General features: G+C 73.0%; 16 protein-coding genes. 9 read left to right on the plus strand and 7 right to left on the minus strand.

From position 1 onward, the window contains the following. On the plus strand, positions 1-675 hold a 675-nt coding region (locus ACIGEZ_RS32425), incomplete at its 5' end, for an IS481 family transposase (RefSeq protein ID WP_399838410.1). An 8-nt stretch (positions 676-683) separates the two neighbouring features. Here ACIGEZ_RS32425 and ACIGEZ_RS32430 read toward each other — a convergent pair. After that, positions 684-2,114 (minus strand): MFS transporter, encoded by a 1,431-nt coding sequence (locus tag ACIGEZ_RS32430; protein ID WP_399838413.1) that lies wholly within the window; start codon positions 2,112-2,114, stop codon positions 684-686. Between the two features lie 106 nt (positions 2,115-2,220). Beyond that, positions 2,221-3,954 carry an MFS transporter gene (locus ACIGEZ_RS32435; RefSeq protein WP_399838619.1) on the minus strand — a complete coding sequence of 578 codons (1,734 nt, stop codon included), beginning with the start codon at positions 3,952-3,954 and terminating at the stop codon, positions 2,221-2,223. 397 nt (positions 3,955-4,351) lie between these two features. Between ACIGEZ_RS32435 and ACIGEZ_RS32440 the strand changes: the two genes are divergently transcribed. Then, positions 4,352-5,140: an ABC transporter ATP-binding protein gene (locus ACIGEZ_RS32440; RefSeq protein WP_399838416.1), complete on the plus strand. Its 789-nt coding sequence runs from the start codon at positions 4,352-4,354 to the stop codon at positions 5,138-5,140. Next, positions 5,137-7,710, plus strand: coding sequence for an ABC transporter permease (locus ACIGEZ_RS32445; protein WP_399838418.1), 2,574 nt, complete (start codon positions 5,137-5,139; stop codon positions 7,708-7,710). Before ACIGEZ_RS32440 ends, ACIGEZ_RS32445 begins: the two co-directional genes overlap by 4 nt. Positions 7,711-7,745: 35 nt before the next feature. Here ACIGEZ_RS32445 and ACIGEZ_RS32450 read toward each other — a convergent pair whose 3' ends face one another. Then, positions 7,746-8,021 carry a type II toxin-antitoxin system Phd/YefM family antitoxin gene (locus ACIGEZ_RS32450; RefSeq protein ID WP_399838421.1) on the minus strand — a complete coding sequence of 92 codons (276 nt, stop codon included), beginning with the start codon at positions 8,019-8,021 and terminating at the stop codon, positions 7,746-7,748. Between the two features lie 142 nt (positions 8,022-8,163). Between ACIGEZ_RS32450 and mfd the strand changes: the two genes are divergently transcribed. Then, entirely contained in the window at positions 8,164-11,694 is a 3,531-nt protein-coding gene (gene mfd, locus ACIGEZ_RS32455) for a transcription-repair coupling factor (protein ID WP_399838423.1), read from the plus strand. Positions 11,695-11,769: 75 nt separating this feature from the next. On the opposite strand, the gene ACIGEZ_RS32460 is transcribed toward mfd, so the two are convergent. Both ACIGEZ_RS32460 and ACIGEZ_RS32465 read right to left on the minus strand, forming a co-directional pair. After that, on the minus strand, positions 11,770-13,065 hold the full coding sequence (locus tag ACIGEZ_RS32460; protein WP_399838425.1) for an SGNH/GDSL hydrolase family protein: 1,296 nt from the start codon (positions 13,063-13,065) through the stop codon (positions 11,770-11,772). Between the two features lie 74 nt (positions 13,066-13,139). Then, positions 13,140-13,739 (minus strand): TetR/AcrR family transcriptional regulator, encoded by a 600-nt coding sequence (locus ACIGEZ_RS32465; protein WP_399838428.1) that lies wholly within the window; start codon positions 13,737-13,739, stop codon positions 13,140-13,142. A 193-nt stretch (positions 13,740-13,932) separates the two neighbouring features. Here ACIGEZ_RS32465 and ACIGEZ_RS32470 point away from each other — a divergent pair, with 193 nt between their 5' ends. Together ACIGEZ_RS32470 and ACIGEZ_RS32475 are read left to right on the plus strand one after the other, a co-directional pair. Continuing rightward, the gene (locus ACIGEZ_RS32470) at positions 13,933-14,772 is read left to right on the plus strand and encodes a hypothetical protein (RefSeq protein WP_399838622.1); all 840 of its coding nucleotides are present in this window, start codon (positions 13,933-13,935) and stop codon (positions 14,770-14,772) included. Between the two features lie 174 nt (positions 14,773-14,946). Next, on the plus strand, positions 14,947-15,726 hold the full coding sequence (locus ACIGEZ_RS32475) for an N-acetyltransferase (RefSeq protein WP_399838431.1): 780 nt from the start codon (positions 14,947-14,949) through the stop codon (positions 15,724-15,726). A gap of 90 nt (positions 15,727-15,816) precedes the next feature. Here the strand turns inward: ACIGEZ_RS32475 and ACIGEZ_RS32480 are convergent, their stop codons facing one another. Next, positions 15,817-16,602, minus strand: a complete 786-nt coding sequence (locus tag ACIGEZ_RS32480; protein ID WP_399838433.1) for a hypothetical protein — start codon at positions 16,600-16,602, stop codon at positions 15,817-15,819. A 56-nt stretch (positions 16,603-16,658) separates the two neighbouring features. After that, the gene (locus ACIGEZ_RS32485) at positions 16,659-17,456 is read right to left on the minus strand and encodes a DUF4190 domain-containing protein (protein WP_399838436.1); all 798 of its coding nucleotides are present in this window, start codon (positions 17,454-17,456) and stop codon (positions 16,659-16,661) included. 158 nt (positions 17,457-17,614) lie between these two features. Between ACIGEZ_RS32485 and ACIGEZ_RS32490 the strand changes: the two genes are divergently transcribed. The 3 genes from ACIGEZ_RS32490 to ACIGEZ_RS32500 all read left to right on the plus strand — a co-directional run bounded on the left by ACIGEZ_RS32490 (position 17,615) and on the right by ACIGEZ_RS32500 (position 21,991). Continuing rightward, the gene (locus ACIGEZ_RS32490; protein ID WP_399838439.1) at positions 17,615-19,756 is read left to right on the plus strand and encodes an N-6 DNA methylase; all 2,142 of its coding nucleotides are present in this window, start codon (positions 17,615-17,617) and stop codon (positions 19,754-19,756) included. Positions 19,757-19,850: 94 nt separating this feature from the next. Then, positions 19,851-20,444: a hypothetical protein gene (locus tag ACIGEZ_RS32495; RefSeq protein ID WP_399838442.1), complete on the plus strand. Its 594-nt coding sequence runs from the start codon at positions 19,851-19,853 to the stop codon at positions 20,442-20,444. Then, positions 20,441-21,991: a protein kinase gene (locus ACIGEZ_RS32500; RefSeq protein ID WP_399838445.1), complete on the plus strand. Its 1,551-nt coding sequence runs from the start codon at positions 20,441-20,443 to the stop codon at positions 21,989-21,991. The genes ACIGEZ_RS32495 and ACIGEZ_RS32500 overlap by 4 nt, the downstream gene beginning before the upstream one ends. Positions 21,992-22,110: the final 119 nt, after the last annotated feature.

The raw sequence follows: 22,110 nt of genomic DNA on the forward strand, positions 1-22,110 counted from the left end.
CACCTGCTGGACCTCGTGCCCTCGACCGTGCACCGTGTCCTGACCCGCTTCGGCCTGGCCCGCCTCGCACACCTGGACCGCGCCACCGGCCGGAACATACGCCGCTACGAACGCGACCGGCCCGGCGAACTCGTCCACGTCGACATCAAGAAACTCGGCAACATCCCCGACGGCGGCGGCCACAAGGCCCTCGGCCGACCTGTCGGCCGCAAGAACCGCAAGAACGCCGGCTACAGCTACATCCACACCGCCGTCGACGACCACTCCCGCCTCGCCTACTCAGAGATCCTCACCGACGAGAAGAAGGAGACCGCGACCGGCTTCTGGACCCGAGCCCAGACGTTCTTCGCCTCGTACGGGATCACCGTCGAGCGGATCCTGACCGACAACGGCGCCTGCTACAAGTCCCACACCTGGCGCGACGCACTGGCAGCGGCCGGGATCACCCACAAGCGAACCCGGCCCTACCGGCCCCAGACCAACGGCAAGGTCGAACGGCTGAACCGGACCCTGCTGGAGGAGTGGGCCTACGCCCGCCCCTACCGATCAGAGCAGGAACGACGCGACGCCTTCCCCGACTGGCTGCACACCTACAATCACCACCGCGGACACACCGCACTCGCAGGCAAACCACCCGCCAGCCGCGTCCCCAACCTCACTGGGCAATACACCTAGGGCGTCCCCTAGGCCTTGTCCGGCCGCGTCCCCGACCCCGCTCCCGCGGCCGACCCCGCTCCCGCGGCCTTGGCCGTCAGCAGGAGGAACAGGCCGCAGGCCGTCACCAGGAGCCAGCCGGGGCGGGAGGCCTGGGGGAGGTCGGGCGCGCCGGTGGCGGTGGTGAGGGCGACGGCTATGGCGATGCCGACGGCCGAGCCGAGTTGGCGGGCGGTGGAGGTGATGGCGCCGGCCACGCCCGCCCGGGACGGGGGGAGGCCGGCGACGGCGGTGGTGGTGAGCGGGGCGTTGGCGAAGCCGAAACCGATGCCGATGAGCAGGTAGGCCGTCAGGAGCAGCGCGACACCGGTGTCCGGGCCGAGGTTCACCAGGCACAGGCCGCCCACCGCGGTGAAACCGCCGGCGAGGAGGAGCGGGCGGCGGGGGCCGATGCGGCCGACGAGCCGGCCGGACCAGGGGGCGCAGAGCGTGGCGCCGAGCGCCATGGGCAGGGTTGCCGCGCCCGCCGCGAGGGGGGTCCAGCCGCGGGTGTGCTGGAGGTAGAGCGTGTTGAGCAGGAGGGTCGTGTTCAGGGCCGTGAAGACCGCGACCGCCCCGAGCACCGCCGTCGCGAAGCGGGGTCTGCGGAAGAGGGCGAGGTCCATCAGGGGTTCCGGGCGGCGCAGTTCGACGAGGACGAATCCGGCTGTCGCCGCTGCCGCCAGGACGTAGCCGGTCAGGGCCGCCGGTGAGGTCCAGCCGATGCGGGGGCCTTCGATGAGGACGCCTACGGACAAGGCCAGGGCCGCCATGAGGAGGAGCTGGCCGGGCGGATCGAGCCGCCGGGTGCGCTGCCCGTACGACTCCGGTACGAAGGCGGCGACCAGCAGTAGGGCGGCCGCGACGACCGGCACGTTGACCCAGAACACCGAGCGCCACCCGAACGCGGCGATCAGCGCCCCGCCGGTGACCGGGCCGGCCGCCATGCTCAGGCCGAACACCGAGGCCCAGATGCCGATCGCCCGCGCACGCTCCCGCGGGTCGGGCATGGCGCTCACCACGATCGCCAGCGCCACCGGGCTCAGCATCGACGCCCCGACGCCCTGCAGCGCCCGTGCCGCGACCAGGACTCCCAGGGACGGCGCCAGCGCGCAGGCCAGGGACGCCAGGCCGAAGACCACGAGGCCGCAGCGGAAAACGCGGCGCCGGCCGAAGCGGTCGGCCAGCGCACCGGAGACGACGAGCAGGCCGGCGAGGACGATGGTGTACGCGTCCACGACCCACGCGAGGCTGCGGGGGCCCGCGTCCAGGCCCTCGCCGATCGCGGGCAGGCCCACGTTGACGATGGTGGTGTCGAGGCCGACGAGGAACATGCTCAGCGCGCAGACGGCGAGCACCGTCCAGCGCCGGCGCGCGCTCAGCGCGACGGGGGGAGTCGTGGGGGATGTCGTGGTCGTCATGGGCCCGCCTTCTGCCGGAGAGGCGCCGCGGAAACGGCTTGCGGCCCATGCTCGGAGCGGGTGCTCCCCCGCGCCCAGCGATGTTGCGGAAACCGCAAAATCCTTCTCAGTCCGGGGCCTCGGATGGCTCGTGTTCCTTCAGGACCGGGAAGCGGCGCGGGGCGATGGTGAGCAGGACGAGGAGGGCGAGGGCCGCAGCCCCGGCCGCCCCCAGGTAGACGTAGTCGACGGCGGTGTCCACCGCCCGGCGCAGGAAGTCCGCGGTCGGCTCGGGCAGTGCGCCGGGCGTCTCCAGGGCGCGGACGAGGCCGTCCAGGTCGCCGGTGCCCGCGTCGCTGCCGGTGCCGGTGCCGGTGCCGGTCTCCGCGCCCGTGCTCCCGCTCTGGGCGATCCGTGCCGCCAGGACCCCGTTGGCGATGGCGCCGAACAGGGCCGCGCCCACGCTCTGCCCGACCTGGCGCACGAACAGCACCGACGCGGTGGTCGTCCCGCGTTCCTCGTAGGGGACGGTCGACTGGACCCCGACGATCAGCGGGAGCTGGAAGAAGCCGAGCGCGCCGCCGAGCAGCAGCATGAGCAGCGCGGGCTGCCAGGGCTCGCCGGGGAAGGGCAGGAGGGGGAAGGCGAGCAGGACCAGGAGGGCGAGGGTCATGCCCAGGACGGCGGTGCGGCGGAAGCCGATGCGGGTGTAGACCCGGTTCGACAGCGCCGCCGTGACGGGCCAGCTCAGCGTCATCGCGGAGAGCACGAAACCGGCGGCGATCGGGCCGAGGCCGAGGACCGCCTGGGCGTACGTGGGCAGGAACACGGTCGGGGCGACCATGAGCAGGCCGAGCGCGCCGAGGGCCAGGTTGACGGCGGCTATGGTGCGGCGGCGCCAGACCCAGCCGGGGATGATCGGTTCCGCGGCCCGGCGTTCGATGAGAACGGTCAGCGCGGCGAGCGCCGCCGCCCCGCCGAACAGCCCGAGCGACGGCGGCGACAGCCACGGCCAGGCCACCCCACCCTGCACGAGCGCGGTCAGCAGCAGGGTGCCGGTCGCGAAGATGGCGAGCGCCCCGGCCCAGTCCACGGAGACCCGCGGGCGCGCCGTCCGTCGCCCCGCCGTGTGCCCCGCCGCGCGCCGTGCCAGGGCCCCGTCCCGTACGGCCCCGGCCTCATCCCGTACGGCCCCGGCCTCATCCCGTACGGCCCCGGCCTCATCCCGTACGGCCCCGGCCTCATCCCGTACCGCCCCGGCCCCGTCCCGTACGGCTGCTCCGGCGCAGCCCCCTACGGGCTCCGCCCCGTCCCGTAGGGGTTCCCCGAGCCCCAGCCCCCGCCCCGGCTCCACCAGATACCGCGCGATCAGCCACAACGCCGCCGCGCCCACCGGCAGGTTGACCAGGAAGATCCAGCGCCAGTCCGCGTACCCGGCGAGCAGGCCGCCCGCCGTCGGGCCCGCGACCGCCGAGGTGGCCCACACGGTGGAGAGGCGGGCCTGGATCCTGGGGCGTTCCTTCAGCGGGTACAGGTCCGCCGCGATCGTCTGGACCGTGCCCTGGAGCGCGCCGCCGCCCAGGCCCTGGACGACGCGGAAGGCGATGAGCGAGCCCATGTTCCAGGCCGAGGCGCACAGCACCGAGCCCACCAGGAACAGCACGATGCCCGCGATCAGGACGGGCTTGCGGCCGAAGGTGTCGCTGAGCTTGCCGTACACCGGCAGGGTCACCGTCACGGCGAGCAGATAGCCGGAGAACAGCCAGGAGAAGACGGAGAGCCCGCCGAGGTCGCCGACGATCTGCGGCACCGCCGTGGACACGACCGTGCCGTCGAGCGCGGCGAGCGCCATGCCCAGCATCAGCGCGGCGACGACGGGACCGCGCCGCGGGGAGCCGGCCTTCGCGGTCGCCGGCGCGGCCACCGGCTCACTCCTCGTCGCGTCGGACGCCCCGTCCGAGACCCTGTCGGACACCCCGGACCCACCCCTTCCTCCGGATGCTTCATACAGCTAAATGCGCCCGGCCCACACCCTCTCACTCGATCCATCGATGGAGAACCCCTAAGGGCTCCTCCCCCATGCAGCCCAGGGACCGTTCGTCCCGGCGGAGGAGGAGCCGGGACCCCTCCCGTCCTTAACTTGGTCCTACGGAAAACCGCAGGGCGAAGAGTGCGTCGGGCACCAGTGCCGCGGCCCCCGCCCCCGGACCAGACTCGAACGCGCCATCACACGCGTACGAACACATAGGAGACATACCGTGACTTCGGCTGTGACCATCCCCAGGCACGGGGGTACCGGAGGGCGGACGGCCGTCGCCGCGCGGGCGCGACAGGTCGTCAAGGCCTACGGCTCCGGGGAGACCCGGGTCGTCGCGCTCGACCACGTCGACGTGGACATCGCCCGCGGTCGGTTCACCGCCATCATGGGGCCCTCCGGCTCCGGCAAGTCCACGCTCATGCACTGCCTCGCCGGTCTCGACACCGTCAGCAGCGGCCAGATCTTCCTCGACGAGACCGAGATCACCGGCCTGAAGGACAAGAAGCTCACCCGACTGCGGCGCGACCGCATCGGGTTCATCTTCCAGGCCTTCAACCTGCTGCCCACGCTCAACGCGCTCGAGAACATCACGCTCCCCATGGACATCGCCGGCCGCAAGCCCGACCAGGCCTGGCTGACCCGGGTCGTCGACACCGTCGGCCTCGCCGAGCGCCTCAAGCACCGGCCCAACCAGCTGTCCGGCGGCCAGCAGCAGCGCGTCGCCGTGGCCCGCGCGCTCGCCGCCCGGCCCGAGATCATCTTCGGTGACGAGCCGACCGGAAACCTCGACTCGCGCGCCGGCGCCGAAGTCCTCGGCTTCCTGCGGCAGTCGGTCGACGAGCTCGGCCAGACCATCGTCATGGTCACCCACGACCCCGTCGCCGCCTCCTACGCCGACCGCGTCCTCTACCTCGCCGACGGCCGCATCGTCGACGAGATGCTGCGGCCCACCGCCGACGCCGTACTCGACCGGATGAAGGACTTCGACGCGCGCGGGCGGACCTCATGACCGTGCTCAAGACCTCGCTGCGCAGCTTCCTCGCGCACAAGGGCCGCATGGCGCTCTCCGCCGTCGCCGTCCTCCTCTCCGTCGCCTTCGTCAGCGGCACCCTGGTGTTCAGCGACACCATGAACACCACCTTCGACAAGCTCTTCGCCTCCACCGCGTCCGATGTCACCGTCACGCCCAAGCCCGCCGCCGAGGACGACGAGATCCCGCAGAACGGCCGCCCCGAGACCCTGCCCGCCGCCCTCGTCGCCCGGGTCGGGAGCGCCGAGGGCGTCAAGGCCGCCCAGGGCCAGGTCGTCTCCACGAGCATCACCGTCGTCGACTCCCGCAACGACAACGTCGGCCCCACCTCCGGCGCGCCCACCATCGCCGCCAACTGGTCCGCCAACGAACTCCGTTCGATGGAGATCGCCTCCGGTCACGAGCCGCGCGGCCCCACCGAGGTCATGGTCGACGGCGGCACCGCCGGGAAGCACCACCTGAAGATCGGCGACGAGCTGCGCACCATCGCCGTCACCGGCGACTTCACCGCGAAGATCTCCGGCATCGTCGACTTCAAGGTCACCAACCCCGGCGCCACCCTCGTCTACTTCGACACCGCCACCGCCCAGCGCGAACTCCTCGGCAAGGAAGGCCTGTTCACGCACGTCACCGCCGACGCAGCACCCGGCGTCAGCGACGACACCCTCAAGAGGAACATCGCCACCACGCTGGGTGACGGCTACAAGCTGCAGACCGCCGCCGAGGCCGCCGACGCCGGCCGCGAGGACGTCGCCGGCTTCCTCGACATCATGAAGTACGCGATGCTCGGCTTCGCCGGGATCGCCTTCCTCGTCGGCATCTTCCTCATCGTCAACACCTTCTCCATGCTGGTCGCCCAGCGCACCCGCGAGATCGGCCTCATGCGGGCCATCGGCTCCAGCCGCCGCCAGGTCAACCGCTCCGTCCTCGTCGAGGCCCTCCTCCTCGGCGTCGTCGGCTCGGTCGCCGGCGTCGCGGCGGGCGTCGGCCTCGCCGTCGGCCTGATGCAGCTCATGTCGTCCATCGGCATGGACCTGTCCACCCAGGACCTCACCGTCCGCTGGACCACCCCCGCCGTCGGCCTCGCCCTCGGCATCGTCGTCACCGTCCTCGCCGCCTTCGTCCCCGCCCGCCGGGCCTCGAAGGTCTCCCCGATGGCCGCCCTGCGCGACGCCGGCACCCCCGCCGACGGCAAGGCCGGCACCGTACGCGGCGTCCTCGGCCTGCTCCTGACCGCCGCCGGCGCCGGCGCGCTGTGGACCGCGACCCAGGCCGAGAAGGCCGGCGCGGGATCCCTCTGGCTCGGCCTCGGCGTCGTCCTGTCGCTGCTCGGCTTCATCGTCATCGGCCCGCTGCTGTCCGGCGCCGTCGTCCGCGCCCTCGGCGTCGTCGTCCTGCGGGTCTTCGGTCCCGTCGGCCGCATGGCCGAACGCAACGCGCTGCGCAACCCGCGCCGTACCGGAGCCACCGGCGCCGCCCTGATGATCGGCCTCGCACTCGTCGCCTGCCTGTCGGTGGTCGGCTCGTCGATGGTCGCCTCCGCGACCGAGGAGCTCGACCGGTCCGTCGGCGCCGACTTCATCATCCAGTCCACCAACGGCCAGCCCGTCGTCCCGCATGCCCAGACAGCCGTCGAGAAGACCCCCGGCCTGGACCACGTCACCGAGTACAAGTGGGTCGACGCCACCGTCACCGACCCGCACGGCAAGGCCGACAAGACCGGCCTGGTCGCCGCCGACCCCACGTACGCCGAGGACGTCCGCCGCGACACCACCGCCGGCACCCTGACCGACGCCTACGGGCCGGACGCCATGTCCGTGGGCAGCCGCTACGCCACCGAGCACGGCGTGAAGGTCGGCGACAAGCTCACCGTCGCCTTCACCGGCGGCAAGAAGGCCACCCTGCGGGTCGCCGCGATCACCTCCGACGACAACAACATCGACAAGGGCGTCATGTACACCGGCCTCACCACGGCCGCCCGGTACCTGCCCGCCGAGAAGATGCCCAAGAGCGTGATCGTCTTCGCCACCGCCAAGGAAGGCCAGGAGACCGCCGCGTACGAGGCCCTCAAGGACGCCCTCGCCCCGTACCCGCAGTACAAGGTCGCCGACCAGGCCGACTACAAGAAGCAGCTCCAGGACCAGGTCGGCCAGCTCCTCAACATCGTCTACGGGCTGCTCGCCCTCGCGATCGTCGTCGCCGTCCTCGGCGTCGTGAACACCCTCGCCCTCTCGGTCGTCGAGCGCACCCGCGAGATCGGCCTCATGCGCGCCATCGGCCTCTCCCGCCGCCAGCTGCGCCGCATGATCCGCCTGGAGTCCGTGGTCATCGCCCTCTTCGGCGCCCTCCTCGGCCTCGGCCTGGGCATGGGCTGGGGCACCGCCGCCCAGAAGCTCCTCGCCCTGGAGGGCCTGGGCGTCCTGGAGATCCCCTGGCCGACGATCGTGGCGGTCTTCGTCGGCTCGGCCTTCGTGGGCCTCTTCGCGGCGCTGGTCCCGGCCTTCCGGGCGGGGCGGATGAACGTGCTGAACGCGATCGCGAGCGAGTAGGGGGGCGGAACGGGGGTGGCCGGGCCCGGTGAAACTCACTCACGCTCCAAGCCGAGCACGGCGCGGACTTCATCGTGCGGTACGCCGGCGAAGGTCCCGTTCGCCTTTTCGGCGCGGTAGCGTGCCACCGCCAGCTGTTCTTCCAGCTCCAGGACGCGCGATTCCAGCTCGTCCAGCTCCCTCGGGTTGATGAAGACGGCCGCGGCCTGGCCGTGGTCAGTGATGGTGATCCGTTCGCGGGCGTGCGCGGTCCGGCGAACCAGGGAGCCGAACTGAGCGCGGGCCTCGGTGATGGGAAACGTGTCACTCATGTGCTCGACTGCACGGTTGAGTACACGTCGCGTCGATCCCACGAACGAGTCACTGTCACCGCGTCGTCGTAGGCTGGAGACCCCGGCCCGTGAGACGTGTCGGGCCGTTCGCGTTGCCCACCTTCGCCGGGATGGACCCTCCATGAGCCTGCACGGTCTGCTGGACGTCGTCGTCAAGGACGCCGCACTCACCGAGGCGGTCAAGGCCGCCACGGACGGCAATCGCCACCACGTCGACCTGGTCGGCCCGCCCGCCGCGCGCCCCTTCGCCGTCGCCGCGCTCGCCCGCGAGGCCGGCCGGCCCGTGCTCGCGGTCACCGCCACCGGGCGCGAGGCCGAGGACCTGGCCGCCGCCCTGCGCTCCCTGCTCGACCCCGACACGGTCGTCGACTACCCCTCTTGGGAGACCCTGCCGCACGAGCGGCTCTCGCCCCGCTCCGACACCGTCGGCCGCCGCCTCGCCGTCCTGCGCCGGCTCGCCCACCCGCGGGACGACGACCCCACCGCCGGGCCCGTCAGCGTCGTCGTCGCCCCCGTCCGCTCCGTACTCCAGCCGCAGGTCAAAGGCCTCGGCGACCTGGAACCCGTCAGCCTGCGGACCGGGCAGCAGGCCGACCTCGGCGAGGTCGTCGCCGGCCTCGCGGCCGCCGCGTACGCACGGGTGGAGCTCGTCGAGAAGCGCGGCGAGTTCGCCGTACGCGGCGGCATCCTCGACGTCTTCCCGCCCACCGAGGAACACCCCCTCCGCATCGAGTTCTGGGGCGACGACGTCGAGGAGATCCGCTACTTCAAGGTCGCCGACCAGCGGTCCCTGGAAGTCGCCGAACACGGCCTGTGGGCGCCGCCCTGCCGCGAACTGCTCCTGACCGACTCCGTACGGGAACGGGCGGCGGCCCTCGCCGAGGCCCACCCCGAGCTCGGCGAACTCCTCGGCAAGATCGCCGAGGGCATCGCCGTCGAGGGCATGGAGTCGCTGGCCCCGGTCCTCGTCGACGACATGGAACTGCTGCTCGACGTCCTGCCCAAGGGCTCGATGGCCGTCGTCTGCGACCCCGAGCGGGTACGGACGAGGGCGGCGGACCTGGTGGCGACCTCGCAGGAGTTCCTGCAGGCGTCCTGGGCGGCGACCGCCGGCGGCGGCGAGGCCCCCATCGACGTCGGCGCGGCCTCCCTGTGGGGGATCGCGGACGTACGGGACCGGGCGCGCGAGCTCGGCATGATGTGGTGGTCGGTGTCGCCGTTCGCCGCCGACGAGACGCTCGACGCGGACACCCTGAAACTCGGCATGCACGCCCCCGAGACGTACCGCGGCGACACCGCCCGCGCACTCGCCGACACCAAGGGCTGGCTCGCCGACGGCTGGCGCACCGTGTACGTCACGGAGGCGCACGGCCCCGCCTCCCGCACCGTCGAGGTGCTCGGCGGCGAAGGCATCGCCGCCCGCCTCGACGCCGACCTCGCCGAGATCACCCCGTCCGTCGTCCACGTGGCGACCGGCTCCATCGACTACGGCTTCGTCGACCCCGCCCTCAAGCTCGCCGTCCTCACCGAGACCGACCTGTCCGGGCAGAAGGCCGCCGGCAAGGACGGCCAGCGCATGCCCGCCAAGCGGCGCAAGACCATCGACCCGCTGACCCTGGAAGCCGGCGACTACATCGTCCACGAACAGCACGGCGTCGGCCGCTACATCGAGATGGTCCAGCGCACCGTCCAGGGCGCCACCCGCGAGTACCTCCTCGTCGAGTACGCCCCCGCCAAGCGCGGCCAGCCAGGCGACCGCCTCTACATCCCCACCGACCAGCTGGAACAGGTCACCAAATACGTCGGCGGCGAGGCACCCACCCTGCACCGGCTCGGCGGCGCCGACTGGACCAAGACCAAGGCCCGCGCCAAGAAGGCGGTCAAGGAGATCGCCGCCGACCTCATCAAGCTCTACTCCGCGCGCATGGCCGCCCCCGGCCACGCCTTCGCCCCCGACACCCCCTGGCAGCGGGAGCTGGAGGACGCCTTCCCGTACGCCGAGACGCCCGACCAGCTGTCCACCATCGCCGAGGTGAAGGAGGACATGGAGAAGACCGTCCCCATGGACCGCCTGATCTGCGGCGACGTCGGCTACGGCAAGACGGAGATCGCCGTACGCGCCGCCTTCAAGGCCGTCCAGGACGGCAAGCAGGTCGCCGTCCTCGTCCCCACCACCCTGCTCGTGCAGCAGCACTTCGGCACCTTCTCCGAGCGCTACTCCCAGTTCCCCGTCGTCACCCGCGCGCTCTCGCGCTTCCAGACGGACACCGAGTCGAAGGCGACCATGGAGGGCCTGCGGGACGGCTCCGTCGACATCGTCATCGGCACCCACCGCCTGTTCTCCGCCGAGACCAAGTTCAAGGACCTCGGCCTGGTCATCGTCGACGAGGAGCAGCGCTTCGGCGTCGAGCACAAGGAGCAGCTGAAGAAGCTCCGCGCCAACGTCGACGTCCTGACCATGTCCGCCACGCCCATCCCCCGCACCCTCGAGATGGCGGTCACCGGCATCCGCGAGATGTCCACGATCACCACCCCGCCGGAGGAACGCCACCCGGTCCTCACCTTCGTCGGCCCGTACGAGGAGAAGCAGATCGGCGCCGCCATCCGCCGCGAACTGCTGCGCGAGGGCCAGGTCTTCTACATCCACAACCGGGTCGAGTCCATCGACCGGGCGGCCGCGCGGCTGCGCGACATCGTCCCGGAGGCGCGGATCGCCACCGCCCACGGCCAGATGAGCGAGAGCGCCCTCGAACAGGTCGTCGTCGACTTCTGGGAGAAGAAGTTCGACGTCCTCGTCTCCACGACGATCGTCGAGTCCGGCATCGACATCTCCAACGCCAACACGCTCATCGTCGAACGCGGTGACAACTTCGGCCTGTCGCAGCTGCACCAGCTGCGCGGCCGGGTCGGCCGCGGCCGCGAGCGCGGATACGCGTACTTCCTGTACCCGCCGGAGAAGCCGCTGACCGAGACCGCCCACGAGCGGCTCGCGACCATCGCCCAGCACACCGAGATGGGCGCCGGCATGTACGTGGCCATGAAGGACCTGGAGATCCGCGGTGCGGGCAACCTCCTCGGCGGCGAGCAGTCCGGCCACATCGCGGGCGTCGGCTTCGACCTGTACGTCCGCATGGTCGGCGAGGCCGTCGCCGACTACCGGGCCTCCCTGGAAGGCGGCGTCGAGGAGGAGCCGCCCCTGGAGGTCAAGATCGAGCTCCCGGTCGACGCCCACGTCCCGCACGACTACGCCCCCGGCGAGCGCCTGCGCCTCCAGGCCTACCGCGCCATCGCCTCCGCCAACTCGGAGGAGGACGTCAAGGCCGTACGCGAGGAACTCACCGACCGCTACGGCAAGCTGCCCGAGCCCGTCGAGAACCTCCTGCTCGTCGCCGGCCTGCGCATGCTCGCCCGGGCCTGCGGTGTCGGCGAGATCGTCCTCCAGGGCCCCAACATCCGCTTCGCCCCGGTCGAGCTGCGCGAATCGCAGGAGCTGAGGCTGAAGCGCCTCTACCCGCGCACGGTCATCAAGCCGGCCGTCCACCAGATCCTGGTACCGCGCCCGACGACCGGGAAGATCGGCGGGAAGCCGGTGGTGGGCCGCGAACTGCTCGCGTGGACCGGGGAGTTCCTGGCGGAGATCCTGGGGTCGTGAGGGTGGTGCGGCACCCCGCGGCCTCACGCCGGGGGTGCCGCACCGCTCAGCGGTCTTACCTGCTTCCCTGCTTCCCTACAGCTCGTCGAGGTCGAGCGCCTGCGCCATCGCGCGGTAGCCCGCGTCGCCCGGGTGGAGGTGGTCGCCGCTGTCGTACGCGGGGAGCACCCGGTCCGGGTCGGACGGGTCGGCGACCGCGCGGTCGAAGTCGACCACCGCGTCGTACGCGCCGGACGTGCGGACCCAGTCGTTGAACGCGTCGCGCTTCGCCTCGTTCTCCGGGGTGTCGTAGAACGAGCCCTTGATCGGGGTGAGGGTCGCCCCGACCACCTTGAGGCCGTGGGCGTGGGCCTGGCGTATGAGGGTGCGGTGGCCCGCGATGAGGCGGTCGACGGAGACCTCGGGGGTCGGGCCGCCCGGGAAGGCCGGGCCGCTGCCGCCGAAGTCGTTGATGCCTTCGAGGAGGATGACCGTGCCCACGCCCTTCTCGGTGAGCACGTCCTTCTTGAAGCGGGCGATGCCCTTCTCGCCGGCCCAGGTGGTGTCGTTGGTGACCTCGTTGCCGCCGATGCCGTGGTTGAGGACGGCGCGCGGGGTGCCGGCGGCGGCGAGGCGTTCGGCCAGCTCGTCGGGGTAGCGGTTGTCCGCGTCGGCGGTGGAGCCCACGCCGTCGGTGATGGAGTCGCCGAAGGCGACGATGCCGTCGCGGCGGGCCGTGCGGGGGCCGCCGGAGACCTCGACGCCGGACAGGTAGTACCAGGACGTGCTGGTCTCGGTGAAGGCCTTGCCGGACAGGTCGGCCCGGTGGTCGCCGGCGGCGCGGTAGCTGGTGGCGGCGGCGAAGTTGTGGAAGGTGGCGGGGCCGGTGGGGCCCGCCAGGTACAGGGTGACGGTGACCGACTCGAACGCGCCGACCTTGAACGGCACGCCGTCGCTCAGGAGCGTCCCGCCGGCCGGGACGGTGACGGAGGTGCGCCCGCCGAAGGTGAGCGGCCGCACCGAACCGGGCCGCACCGCGCCGCCGTCGGCGGTGCGGGCGACGGTCGCGCCGGTGATCCGCAGCGGGGTGGAGCCGTAACGGTTGGTCAGCTCGATGCGGGCCTTGGTGCCGCCGGCGGTGACGCGGACGCTCTGGCGCACGGTCTGGTTGTCGAAGCCCTGCTGCGACCAGTTGGGGCCGAGGGGCGCGGAGGCGGCCTGCGGCGACGCGGCCCAGGCGCCGTGCCAGGTGGCGCCGGTGGTGCCGGCGGCGCCGGTGGTGCTGCCGGTGCCCCGGTCGTGCGCCGTGGCGGCGACGGTGGGGAACGCGGTGAGGGTGGTGGCGGCGAGCAGGGCGATGCCTGCGCGTCGAAGGGTGCTGCTGGTGTTCATGAATTTCCGCCCGTTGTCGTGTGCTGTGGTCGAACGCGTGCACGCATCAGGCGACAAGTCTTGATCGGCTTCGGCTATTCCCGCTCGTCGTCGGCGAGTTGAGCGGAGGGGAGCAGTCCGGTCAGCGAGCGGAAGACCTCGCCCGGGTCCCGCCCGCCGAGCGGGGCGTCCAGGTTGTGGGTGAGGAGCAGGGTCGCGAAGCCGTGGGCGAGGGACCAGGCGGCGACGCCGGTGTCGCGGGGGGTGTGGGGGGCGTGGGGCTCGGTGGTGGTGGTCGTGAGGGTGGCCACGCCCGCGCGGAGTTCGGCGGAGGCGCGCTCCTTGGCGGCGAGCAGCTCCGGGTCGTCGGCGCGATGCAGGCCCGGCTGGAACATCACCTGGAAGTGGGCCGGGTGGGCGGCCGCGAAGCGTACGTAGCGCACCCCGCGCTCGCGCAGGTCGGGGGCGCCGGCGAGGGCCTCGGCGAGGAGGTCGTACCCCTGGGCGGCGATCGCGGTGAGCAGGCCGGTGCGGTCCTTGAAGTGGTGCGCGGGGGCCGCGTGCGAGACGCCCGCGCGGCGGGCGAGGTCGCGCAGGCTGAGCGCGGCGGGGCCCTCGGTGGCGATCACGTCGAGGGCGGCCGTCAGGACGGCCTGCCGCAGGTCGCCGTGGTGATAGGTGCGCCGACTGGTCATGGCAGCAGCGTACGCGGAATCTAGTCATTGACAAGTTCGGTCGGCGGGAGCAATCTTGTCAGTGACAAGATGAATGGACGGCACGGCTTCGAGACGAGCGAGGGACGACGACATGACCGCGCAGACCCAGCCCCAGGACCAGGACCAGGCTCAGGCTCAGGCTCAGGCCGTGGACCCCGGCCGCGTCCGCCAGATGTGGCACCTGCTCGAACCCCTGCACGCCGTGCTCTACTACGCCCCCGAGGCCTTCGACGAGGCCGCCGCCCTCGGCTACGGCGTGGACGAGCGCTGGCCCAGCTACTTCGCCTGGCGCGCCGCACCCCTCGGCGCCGCCGGCGCCACCCGGGTCGCCTCGGCCTTCTACAGCTTCGACCCCGCCATGGTCGCCCGGTACACCCCCGCCGCCTGGGACGTCGCCGCCCCCGCCGACGTGCTCGCCGCCCGCCTCCGCGCCGTCGACCGGACCTACCGCACCCTCCTGGGCGACGACGTGATCGACGGCCCCGAACTCGCCGAGGCCGCCGCGCTCGCCCGCCGCGCCGCCGGGGCCGCCGGGGCCGCGGGGCGGCCGCTGGCCGCCGCCAACGCCGAGCAGGCCTGGCCCGACGCCCCGCACCTCGTCCTGTGGCAGGCCGCCACGATCCTGCGCGAGCACCGTGGTGACGGCCACCTCGCCGCGCTCCTCGCCGCCGGCCTCGACCCCGTCGAGGCGCTGGTCTCCTTCGCCGCGGTCGGCGCCGCACCCGAGGCGACCTTCGCGAGCCGCGGCTGGAGCGCGGAGGCGTGGGCCGCCGCCCGCGACCGCCTCGCCGCCCGTGGGCTCCTCGGTCCCGACGGCGCCGCCACCGAGGCGGGGCGCGCCCTGCGGGACGAGGTCGAGCGGCGGACGGACGAACTGGCCGCCGGGCCCTGGGTCGCCCTCGGCCCGGAGGCCACCGCCCGACTCTCCGACCTCCTCGGCGGCCCCTGGCTCGCGGTCATCGGATCCGGTCTGCTGCCGGCCGAGAACACCCTGGGGATCGGCAAGATCTGAAATCGGATCAGGGGTGAGGGGGCGGGGCCGAGGGATCCGGGATCCGGAATCCGGGATCCGGATATTGGATCCGGGATATTGGATCCAACACCCGGCCCCGTCGGGCCCGGTGTGGATCCTCGGGCGAGGAAAACCGTTTCTCCTGCCGAGCTACCCGCCGTTAACCTGCGCCTCATGGACCTGCACATCACGACCCTCGCCGAACGCCCCGAACTCGCGGGGCCGATGTGGCAGATGAAGGACCTCTGGCCGGAGTTCATGATGTACGACCCGGTCGGCTGGGCCAACGTCGGCCGGATCGTGAGCGAGTTCCCCGAGTTCGTGCTCGTCGCCACCGACGGCCCCACCGAACCGGCGACCGACGACGTCAACCCCACCGGGAAGATCGTCGCCAGGGCGCTCAGCGTGCCGTTCCGGCTCCAGGAGGCGGACCGCCGCGAACTGCCCGACACCGGCTGGGACCAGGTCCTGCTCTGGGCGTTCTCCGACCTGCGGCACGGCCGCACCCCGGACACCGTGAGCGCCATCGAGGTCACGGTGGAGAAGAGTGCGCTCGGCCAGGGGCTCTCCGGGACCATGCTGGCCGAGATGCGCGCCAACGCCGCCCGCCTCGGTTTCTCCGAGGTGGTCGCCCCGGTGCGCCCCAACGCCAAGCACCTGGAGCCCGAGGCCTCCATCCACGAGTACGCCTTCCGCACCCGCGAGTCGGACGGGCTGCCGCACGACCCGTGGCTGCGCGTCCACGTCCGCGCGGGCGGCACGATCGAGAAGGTCGCCCCGGCGTCCATGACGGTCGGCGGGTCCGTCGAGCAGTGGCGCAAGTGGACCCGCAAGCCGTTCGACACCGACGGCCCCGTCGAGGTCGACGGCGCGCTGGTCCCGGTCCACTGCGAGGCCTCCCGCGGCTACGCGGTGTACGTCGAACCCAACGTCTGGGTCCGCCACCGTGTCTGAGCGCGTCCGTGACCCGCGCAAAGGCGTGAAGGCCGCTCCCCCGCAGCGGCCTTCACACCTTTTCCGCTTCCGGGGCCGTCCGCGGTTCCGTCAGCCGTACTTCTTCTCGTCCACCACGTCCTTCGCCGGCGGCGCCTTCGCCTCGACCGGCTTGCCGTAGTCGGAGAAGGAGATCGAGCCGGGCTCCTTGCCGCCCACCGTCACGATCCTCAGCAGGTACGGCTTGCCCTCGGTGGCCACGTAGAGGGTGGTCTTCTCGTCGCCGAGGGTCTCGGTGAGCGTCAGCGCCTTCCTGCCTCCGACCGTCGCCTCCTCGCCCTTCACCGCGAGGCCGGCGCCTTGCTCGAACTCGCCGAGCAGCGCCTTCAGTTCGCACAGTTCGAGGCTGTCCTTCGCCTCCGGGTCCTTGGCGTCGGTCTTCATCCAGCGGCCCTCGAGCTCCTTGAGCACGGCCTCCTGGACCTCGGCGGACTCGCCCTTGGACTGCTCGCGCAGGAACGCCTCGTCGAAGCGGAGGTAGGCGGTCTTGTCGTCGGGCTTGATCAGCTCGGCCGAGCCCGTCGGGCCGACCGTCAGCGTGCCGGCGCACCGGCCCTTCACGTCGGTCGCGAGGTATGCCTTGACCGGGCCGTCGGTGGTCTTCAGGTCGATGTCCAGGGTGAGCGACTTCGCCGTCTTCGTGGCGCCGATCGCCTTGTTGACGATCTGCTGTCCGCTCAGGTCCCCGAAGGGGCCGGCGGTCTCGGCGGCGTCGCTCGTGTCGCTCTTGGACGGGGCGGTGGGGTCGAGGGCGCCGCACGCGGTCGCACCGAGCGCGACCGTGGCGCACAGGACGGAGGCGAGGGCGACGCGGCGGGGGCGGACGCTGGTGGGCATGGTGCTTCTCCGGAAGGGGATGGGCGTTACGGGGGAGGGGGAGGGGGAGGGGAAGGTCAGCCGACCTTCAGCTCCCACTGCGAGGCGTTGTAGTCCAGGCCGGGGGTGACCTCGACCGTGAGGTCCTTGGCCGTGGCCGGGGCGTCGAAGGCGAAGGTGGCGGTGGCCTTCTTGCCGGGCAGGACCGAGCCGCTGAAGCCGCTGCCGACCTTGTCGTCGAAGATCTGCTCGGCCGTGACGCCGTCCTTGCCGGCGCGGGCCTCCAGGGTCACCAGGGCGGTGTCGACCTTCTTCTTGCCGCCGTTCTCGATGGTGACGGTGACCTGGTACGCCTTGTTGCCCTCGGTGTGGCCGGCGGCGAACTCACTCGGGGAGTACTTCTTCGCCTCCGTGACGGTGACCTTCAGGTCGTCGTCGTAGACGACGGTGTCGCCGGCCGCGAGGGCCTCGGTCTTGTCGGCCTTGCCGGCCGCGCCGCCCTTGCCGGCGGGGGCCTTCGACGCCGGGTCCTTCGGGGCGGCGTCCTTCACCGCCTTGTCGATCTCCTCGACCGCGTCGCTGACGGCCGTGAAGGTGATGACCGCGCCGACCACGGAGAGGATCAGGGCCGCGAGGCCCAGGATCGCGCCGGTCAGGGCGACGCCCTTGTTGTCGGCCTCACCGCGCTTGACTCTCCCCCTGCCGACCAGGCCGAGGACCAGCGCGATCAGGCCGAGGATGCCGGCCAGCCAGAAGAACAGCGGGATCAGCCCGGACACGGCGCCGATGATGCCGAGGATCAGGGCCGCGGTGCCGAGCCCGTTGCGCATCGCCGCAGGCGCCGGGGCGTGCGGGAGCTGCGTGTCGTACGACATGGGTGTGTCCTCCCGGACAGAGAAGTTGTCTGGCGCGATGGGTCAATCACAGCAGAGCCTGTGAACCGAGTCAACACGATTTACGGGAAACGGATCGGCTCACGGTGTGAAGTGGTGTGGCCGGCATTCGTCAGTAAGATCGGCGTCACACACGTGGCATGAGGGAGTTGAGGCAGGTGCCCGACAGCGCAGCAGAGGTGACCGCCGCGGGCATCGCCCGCCTCGCGGGGGTCGGCCGGGCCGCCGTCAGCAACTGGCGCCGCCGCCACGCCGACTTCCCCAAGCCCGTCGGCGGCACCGAGACCAGCCCCTCCTTCGCCCTCCCCGACATCGAGGCCTGGCTGCGCGCCCAGGGCAAGCTCGCCGAGGTCCCCCCGCGCGAACGCGTCTGGCAGCTGATCGCCGGCCACCCCGCCGGCGCCGCCACCGCCCTCGTCCACGCGGGCTGCGCCCTCCTCCTCGTACGCGACCGCCCGGCGGCCTGGCCGGCGCTCGCCGCCGTAGCCGACGAGCGGCTCGCGGCGGTGCTCCCCGTCCCCCTGGAGGAGACGCTCACCGAACGCCTCGGCGCCGAGCGCGCCGTCCGCACCCCCACGGCCGCCGCACTCGCCCCGTCCGTCCCCCTCGTGCGCGGAGCCGCGGAGCTCGCCGCCGAGACGGGGCCCCGCGACGCGTTCGAGTTCCTGCTCGGCCGTCATCTCGACGCCAACCCGCGCCAGTACACGCTCACCCCGCCCGGCCCCGCCGCCCTCATGGCCGCGCTCGCCGGCCCCGCGGCCACCGTCCTGGACCCCGCCTGCGGCACCGGCGCCCTGCTCGGCGCCGCCGCCGGACCGCCGACCGCGCTCCACGGCCAGGACGCCGACCCCGACCTGGCCGCGCTGACCGCCCTGCGCCTCGCGCTCGCCACCGACGCCGACATCCGCGTCCACGCCGGCGACACCCTGCGCGCCGACGCCCACCCGGCCCTCACCGCCGACGCCGTCCTGTGCCACCCGCCGTTCAACGAGCGCAACTGGGGCCACGACGAACTGGCCTACGACCCGCGCTGGGAGTACGGCTTCCCGGCCCGTACGGAATCCGAACTCGCCTGGGTCCAGCACGCCCTGGCCCGGCTGCGCCCCGGCGGCACCGCCGTCCTGCTCATGCCGCCCGCCGCCGCCTCCCGCCGCTCCGGCCGCCGCATCCGCGCCGACCTGCTGCGCCGCGGCGCCCTGCGGGCCGTCGTCGCCCTGCCGGCCGGCGCGGCACCGCCGTACGGCATCCCGCTCCACCTGTGGGTGCTGCGCAGGCCCGTCCCCGGCGAGCGGCCCGCCGCCGAGCTGCTGCTCGTCGACACCGCCTCGGAGGCCGCCGCCACCGGCCGCGACCGGCTCGACTGGCCCGCCGTCCAGAGCGCCGTCCTCGACGCCTGGCGGCCCTTCGACCGCGACGGCACCCTCGCCGAGACACCCGGAGCGAGCCGAGCCGTCCCCGTCATCGAACTCCTCGACGACGACGTCGACCTGGCCCCCGCCCGTCACCTGCCGCCGCCCGCCGCCGCCGAGGGCGCCGCACAGCTCGCCGGGGTGCGCGAGCGGCTGACCGAGACCCTGGCCCGTACCCGCGAGCTGACCCCGCCGCCCGCCGCCGACACCGGATCCGGCGCCGTCCGCTGGCCCGCGACGACGGTCGGCGAACTCGCCCGCGCCGGCGCCCTGACCCTGCGCGCCGGAGGCGCCGGCACCACAGGCACAGGCACAGGCACAGGCACAGGCGCAGGCGCAGGCGCAGGCGCAGTCACAGGCCAAGGCGCGGGCACCCACGCGGCTCCCGTCGCCGTCCTCACCGACACCGACGTCCTCGCCGGCCAGCCGCCCTCCGGCACCCTGCCCGACGCCCCCGCCGACGGCCCGGCCGAGGAGCCGGTGCTCCTCGCCGCCGGTGACGTCGTCGTCCCCGTCCTGGGCGGCGGCTCGGTCGCCCGGGTCGTCGACGCCGCCACCGCGGGCGCCGCCCTCGGCCGCAACGTCCACCTCCTGCGCCCCGACCCGGCCGCCCTCGACCCCTGGTTCCTGGCCGGCTTCCTGCGTGCCACCGCCAACAGCCGGCAGGCCAGTTCGTACGCCTCCACCGCCACCCGGCTCGACGTCCGCCGCCTCCAGCTGCCCCGCCTGCCGCTCGCCGAACAGCGGCGGTACGGAGAGCGGTTCCGCGCCCTCGCCGCCTTCGAGGAGGCGCTGCGGCTCGCGGGCCGGCTGGGCGAACAGCTGGTGCAGGGGATGCACGACGGTCTCGCGGACGGCACCGTGGAGCCCTGACCGTCTCGGTCCGTACAACCCTGAGGTGGCTGTCGCGGTCGGTGTATACGCTCATCCCCGACAGACCCACCGCAGGACCGATCCGGGAGCAGGAATGTACGGCCACGGCCATCAGCAGCCCACGCCACCGCCGCGCGGCGTCCCGGCGAACGTCATCGTGCTGCGGGTGCTGTTCGCCGCGCTCCCCCTGCTCAGCTGCGGGCTCCTGGCCTGGGCGACGGCACTGCGCATCGGTCTGCTGACCCGCCGGGTGGCCGACTGGATCCTGCTCGGGGTCTCGGTGGCGGTCGTGATCGGCGGCATCATCCTGATGCCGGACGACCCCGACACGCCCCAGGCCGACTGGGCCGTGGGGATCATCCTGCTGAACGCGGTGGCGTTCACGGCGTACTTCCTGGTCGTGGACATCCGCCACGACCGCACGCCCGTACGCGGCCAGGTGCCGCCGCCGTACAACCCGTACGCGGCGACGATGCCGCAGCACCAGCCGCCCGCCTACGGCTACCCGCAGCCCCGGCCCGTCGCCCCGCGGCCCCAGCCCCAGCCCCAGCCCGTAACCCAGCCGCAGCCCGTCACCCCGCCGCCCCCGCAGCCCCCGGCGGCCGGTCCCCGCATCGACCAGGTCCGCGCCGAGCTCGACGAGCTCAGCGACCTGCTGCGTCAGGACCCCCGGGAAGGCGGGCGGTGAACGGCCGGGTCATCGGAGGCCGTTACGAGCTGTCCACGCTCATCGGGCAGGGCGGCATGGGCCAGGTCTGGACGGCGTACGACGGCCGGCTCGACCGGCGCGTCGCCGTCAAACTGCTCAGTCCCGTCACCATCAGCGGCCCGGCCACGGCCGCGGAGGAGCTCAGGCGCCGGTTCGTGCGCGAGTGCCGGGTGACGGCGCAGGTCGCCCACCCCGGGCTCGTCACCGTCCACGACGCGGGCAGCGACGGCGACGACCTGTACCTCGTCATGCAGTACGTGGAGGGTTCGGACCTCGCCGACCACCTCGCCGAGCACGACCCGTACCCCTGGCCGTGGGCCGTCTCGGTCGCCGCGCAGCTGTGCGCGGTGCTCGCGGCCGTGCACGCGGTGCCGATCGTGCACCGGGACCTCAAGCCGCGCAACGTGATGGTCCTCCCCGACGGCACCGTGACCGTGCTCGACCTGGGCATCGCGTCCGTCCTCGACTCCGACACCACCCGCCTCACCCACACCGGCTCCCCCATAGGCACCCCCGCGTACATGGCGCCCGAGCAGGCGATGGGCGGCGCCGTCGGCCCGTACACCGACCTCTACGCGCTCGGCGTGCTGCTCCACGAACTCCTCAGCGGCAATGTGCCGTTCGCCGGCTCGACCGCCCTCGGGGTGCTCCACCGGCACCTCTACGAGCCGCCCGTGCCCGTGCGCCGGCTGCGGCCCGAGGTGCCGGAGGCCCTCGAGGCGCTGGTGCTCCGGCTGCTCGCGAAGGACCCGCAGGCACGGCCCTCGGGCGCGCAGGAGGTGTACGAGCACCTGCTGCCGCTCCTGCCGCCGCGCGGCGCGCCCGGCCCGTCGGGGCCGCTCGACCCGACCCGGCCCTTCCGCCGCCCGCACGCCCCCTGGCCCGACCGGGCGGTGCAGCCGCCGCCGGTGCCGCCGATGCCGTCCGCGCCACCGGCCGCGTCGCGGCCGGACGTGGCCGCGGCCGTCGACGAGGTGAAGCGGCTGCTCGGGGAGGGCTCGATCACGCGGGCCGTGGACATCCTCGGCGGGATCCTCCCGGCGGCCGCCGCGGAGCACGGCGAGCACTCGCCGGTCGTCCGCATCCTGCGCAAGCAGTACGCGACGACGCTGATGGACGACGGCCAGTACCGCCGCGCCCTGCCGGAGCTGCGCCGCCTCGCCGAGGACCGCGCGGCGGAGGCGGGCCCGGCCGACCCGCAGACCCTTCAATTCCGTTATGACGCGGCCTTGTGCCTGGAGCAGCTGGGCAACCCCTCGGCCGCGCTCGCCGAGTACCGCGCGCTCCTGCCGTACTACGAGCACGGTGCCGACCCCGCGCAGCAGGCCCGGGTCTTCGACATCCGCCACCGGATCGGGCTGCTGCTGCTCGCCATGGGCGACCACACGGCGGGGCAGTCGCAGTTGCGGGGGCTGCTGTTCGACGCGGAGCGGGTGTACGGGCCCTATCACCCGCTTTCGGGGGATCTGCGGCGGGCGTTGGAGCGGCAGCAGCAGGTGGGACGGCGTCCTGATCCGCGTCTGTGACGGATGTCTGACGGGGCGGCAGGATCACGACTCCGTATCTGATTGGGAAACGAGTGAGACAGGTCCGATTTGGTCGTTTCGCGCTGTGTAACGTGCGCGTTCGATCATGTCCACGCCGT

The sequence above is a fragment of the Streptomyces sp. NPDC085481 genome, assembly GCF_044541845.1.
Classification (GTDB): domain Bacteria; phylum Actinomycetota; class Actinomycetes; order Streptomycetales; family Streptomycetaceae; genus Streptomyces.

Bases quoted from the DNA above. Each gene is read 5' to 3' on its own strand.
- ACIGEZ_RS32490 (WP_399838439.1), top strand. From the start codon at position 17,615: ATGAGGGAGTTGAGGCAGGTGCCCGACAGCGCAGCAGAGGTGACCGCC.
- ACIGEZ_RS32450 (WP_399838421.1), bottom strand. From the start codon at position 8,021: ATGAGTGACACGTTTCCCATCACCGAGGCCCGCGCTCAGTTCGGCTCC.
- ACIGEZ_RS32475 (WP_399838431.1), top strand. From the start codon at position 14,947: ATGGACCTGCACATCACGACCCTCGCCGAACGCCCCGAACTCGCGGGG.
- ACIGEZ_RS32495 (WP_399838442.1), top strand. From the start codon at position 19,851: ATGTACGGCCACGGCCATCAGCAGCCCACGCCACCGCCGCGCGGCGTC.
- ACIGEZ_RS32460 (WP_399838425.1), bottom strand. From the start codon at position 13,065: ATGAACACCAGCAGCACCCTTCGACGCGCAGGCATCGCCCTGCTCGCC.
- ACIGEZ_RS32445 (WP_399838418.1), top strand. From the start codon at position 5,137: ATGACCGTGCTCAAGACCTCGCTGCGCAGCTTCCTCGCGCACAAGGGC.
- ACIGEZ_RS32465 (WP_399838428.1), bottom strand. From the start codon at position 13,739: ATGACCAGTCGGCGCACCTATCACCACGGCGACCTGCGGCAGGCCGTC.
- mfd (WP_399838423.1), top strand. From the start codon at position 8,164: ATGAGCCTGCACGGTCTGCTGGACGTCGTCGTCAAGGACGCCGCACTC.
- ACIGEZ_RS32485 (WP_399838436.1), bottom strand. From the start codon at position 17,456: ATGTCGTACGACACGCAGCTCCCGCACGCCCCGGCGCCTGCGGCGATG.
- ACIGEZ_RS32435 (WP_399838619.1), bottom strand. From the start codon at position 3,954: ATGCTGGGCATGGCGCTCGCCGCGCTCGACGGCACGGTCGTGTCCACG.
- ACIGEZ_RS32470 (WP_399838622.1), top strand. From the start codon at position 13,933: ATGTGGCACCTGCTCGAACCCCTGCACGCCGTGCTCTACTACGCCCCC.
- ACIGEZ_RS32480 (WP_399838433.1), bottom strand. From the start codon at position 16,602: ATGCCCACCAGCGTCCGCCCCCGCCGCGTCGCCCTCGCCTCCGTCCTG.
- ACIGEZ_RS32430 (WP_399838413.1), bottom strand. From the start codon at position 2,114: ATGACGACCACGACATCCCCCACGACTCCCCCCGTCGCGCTGAGCGCG.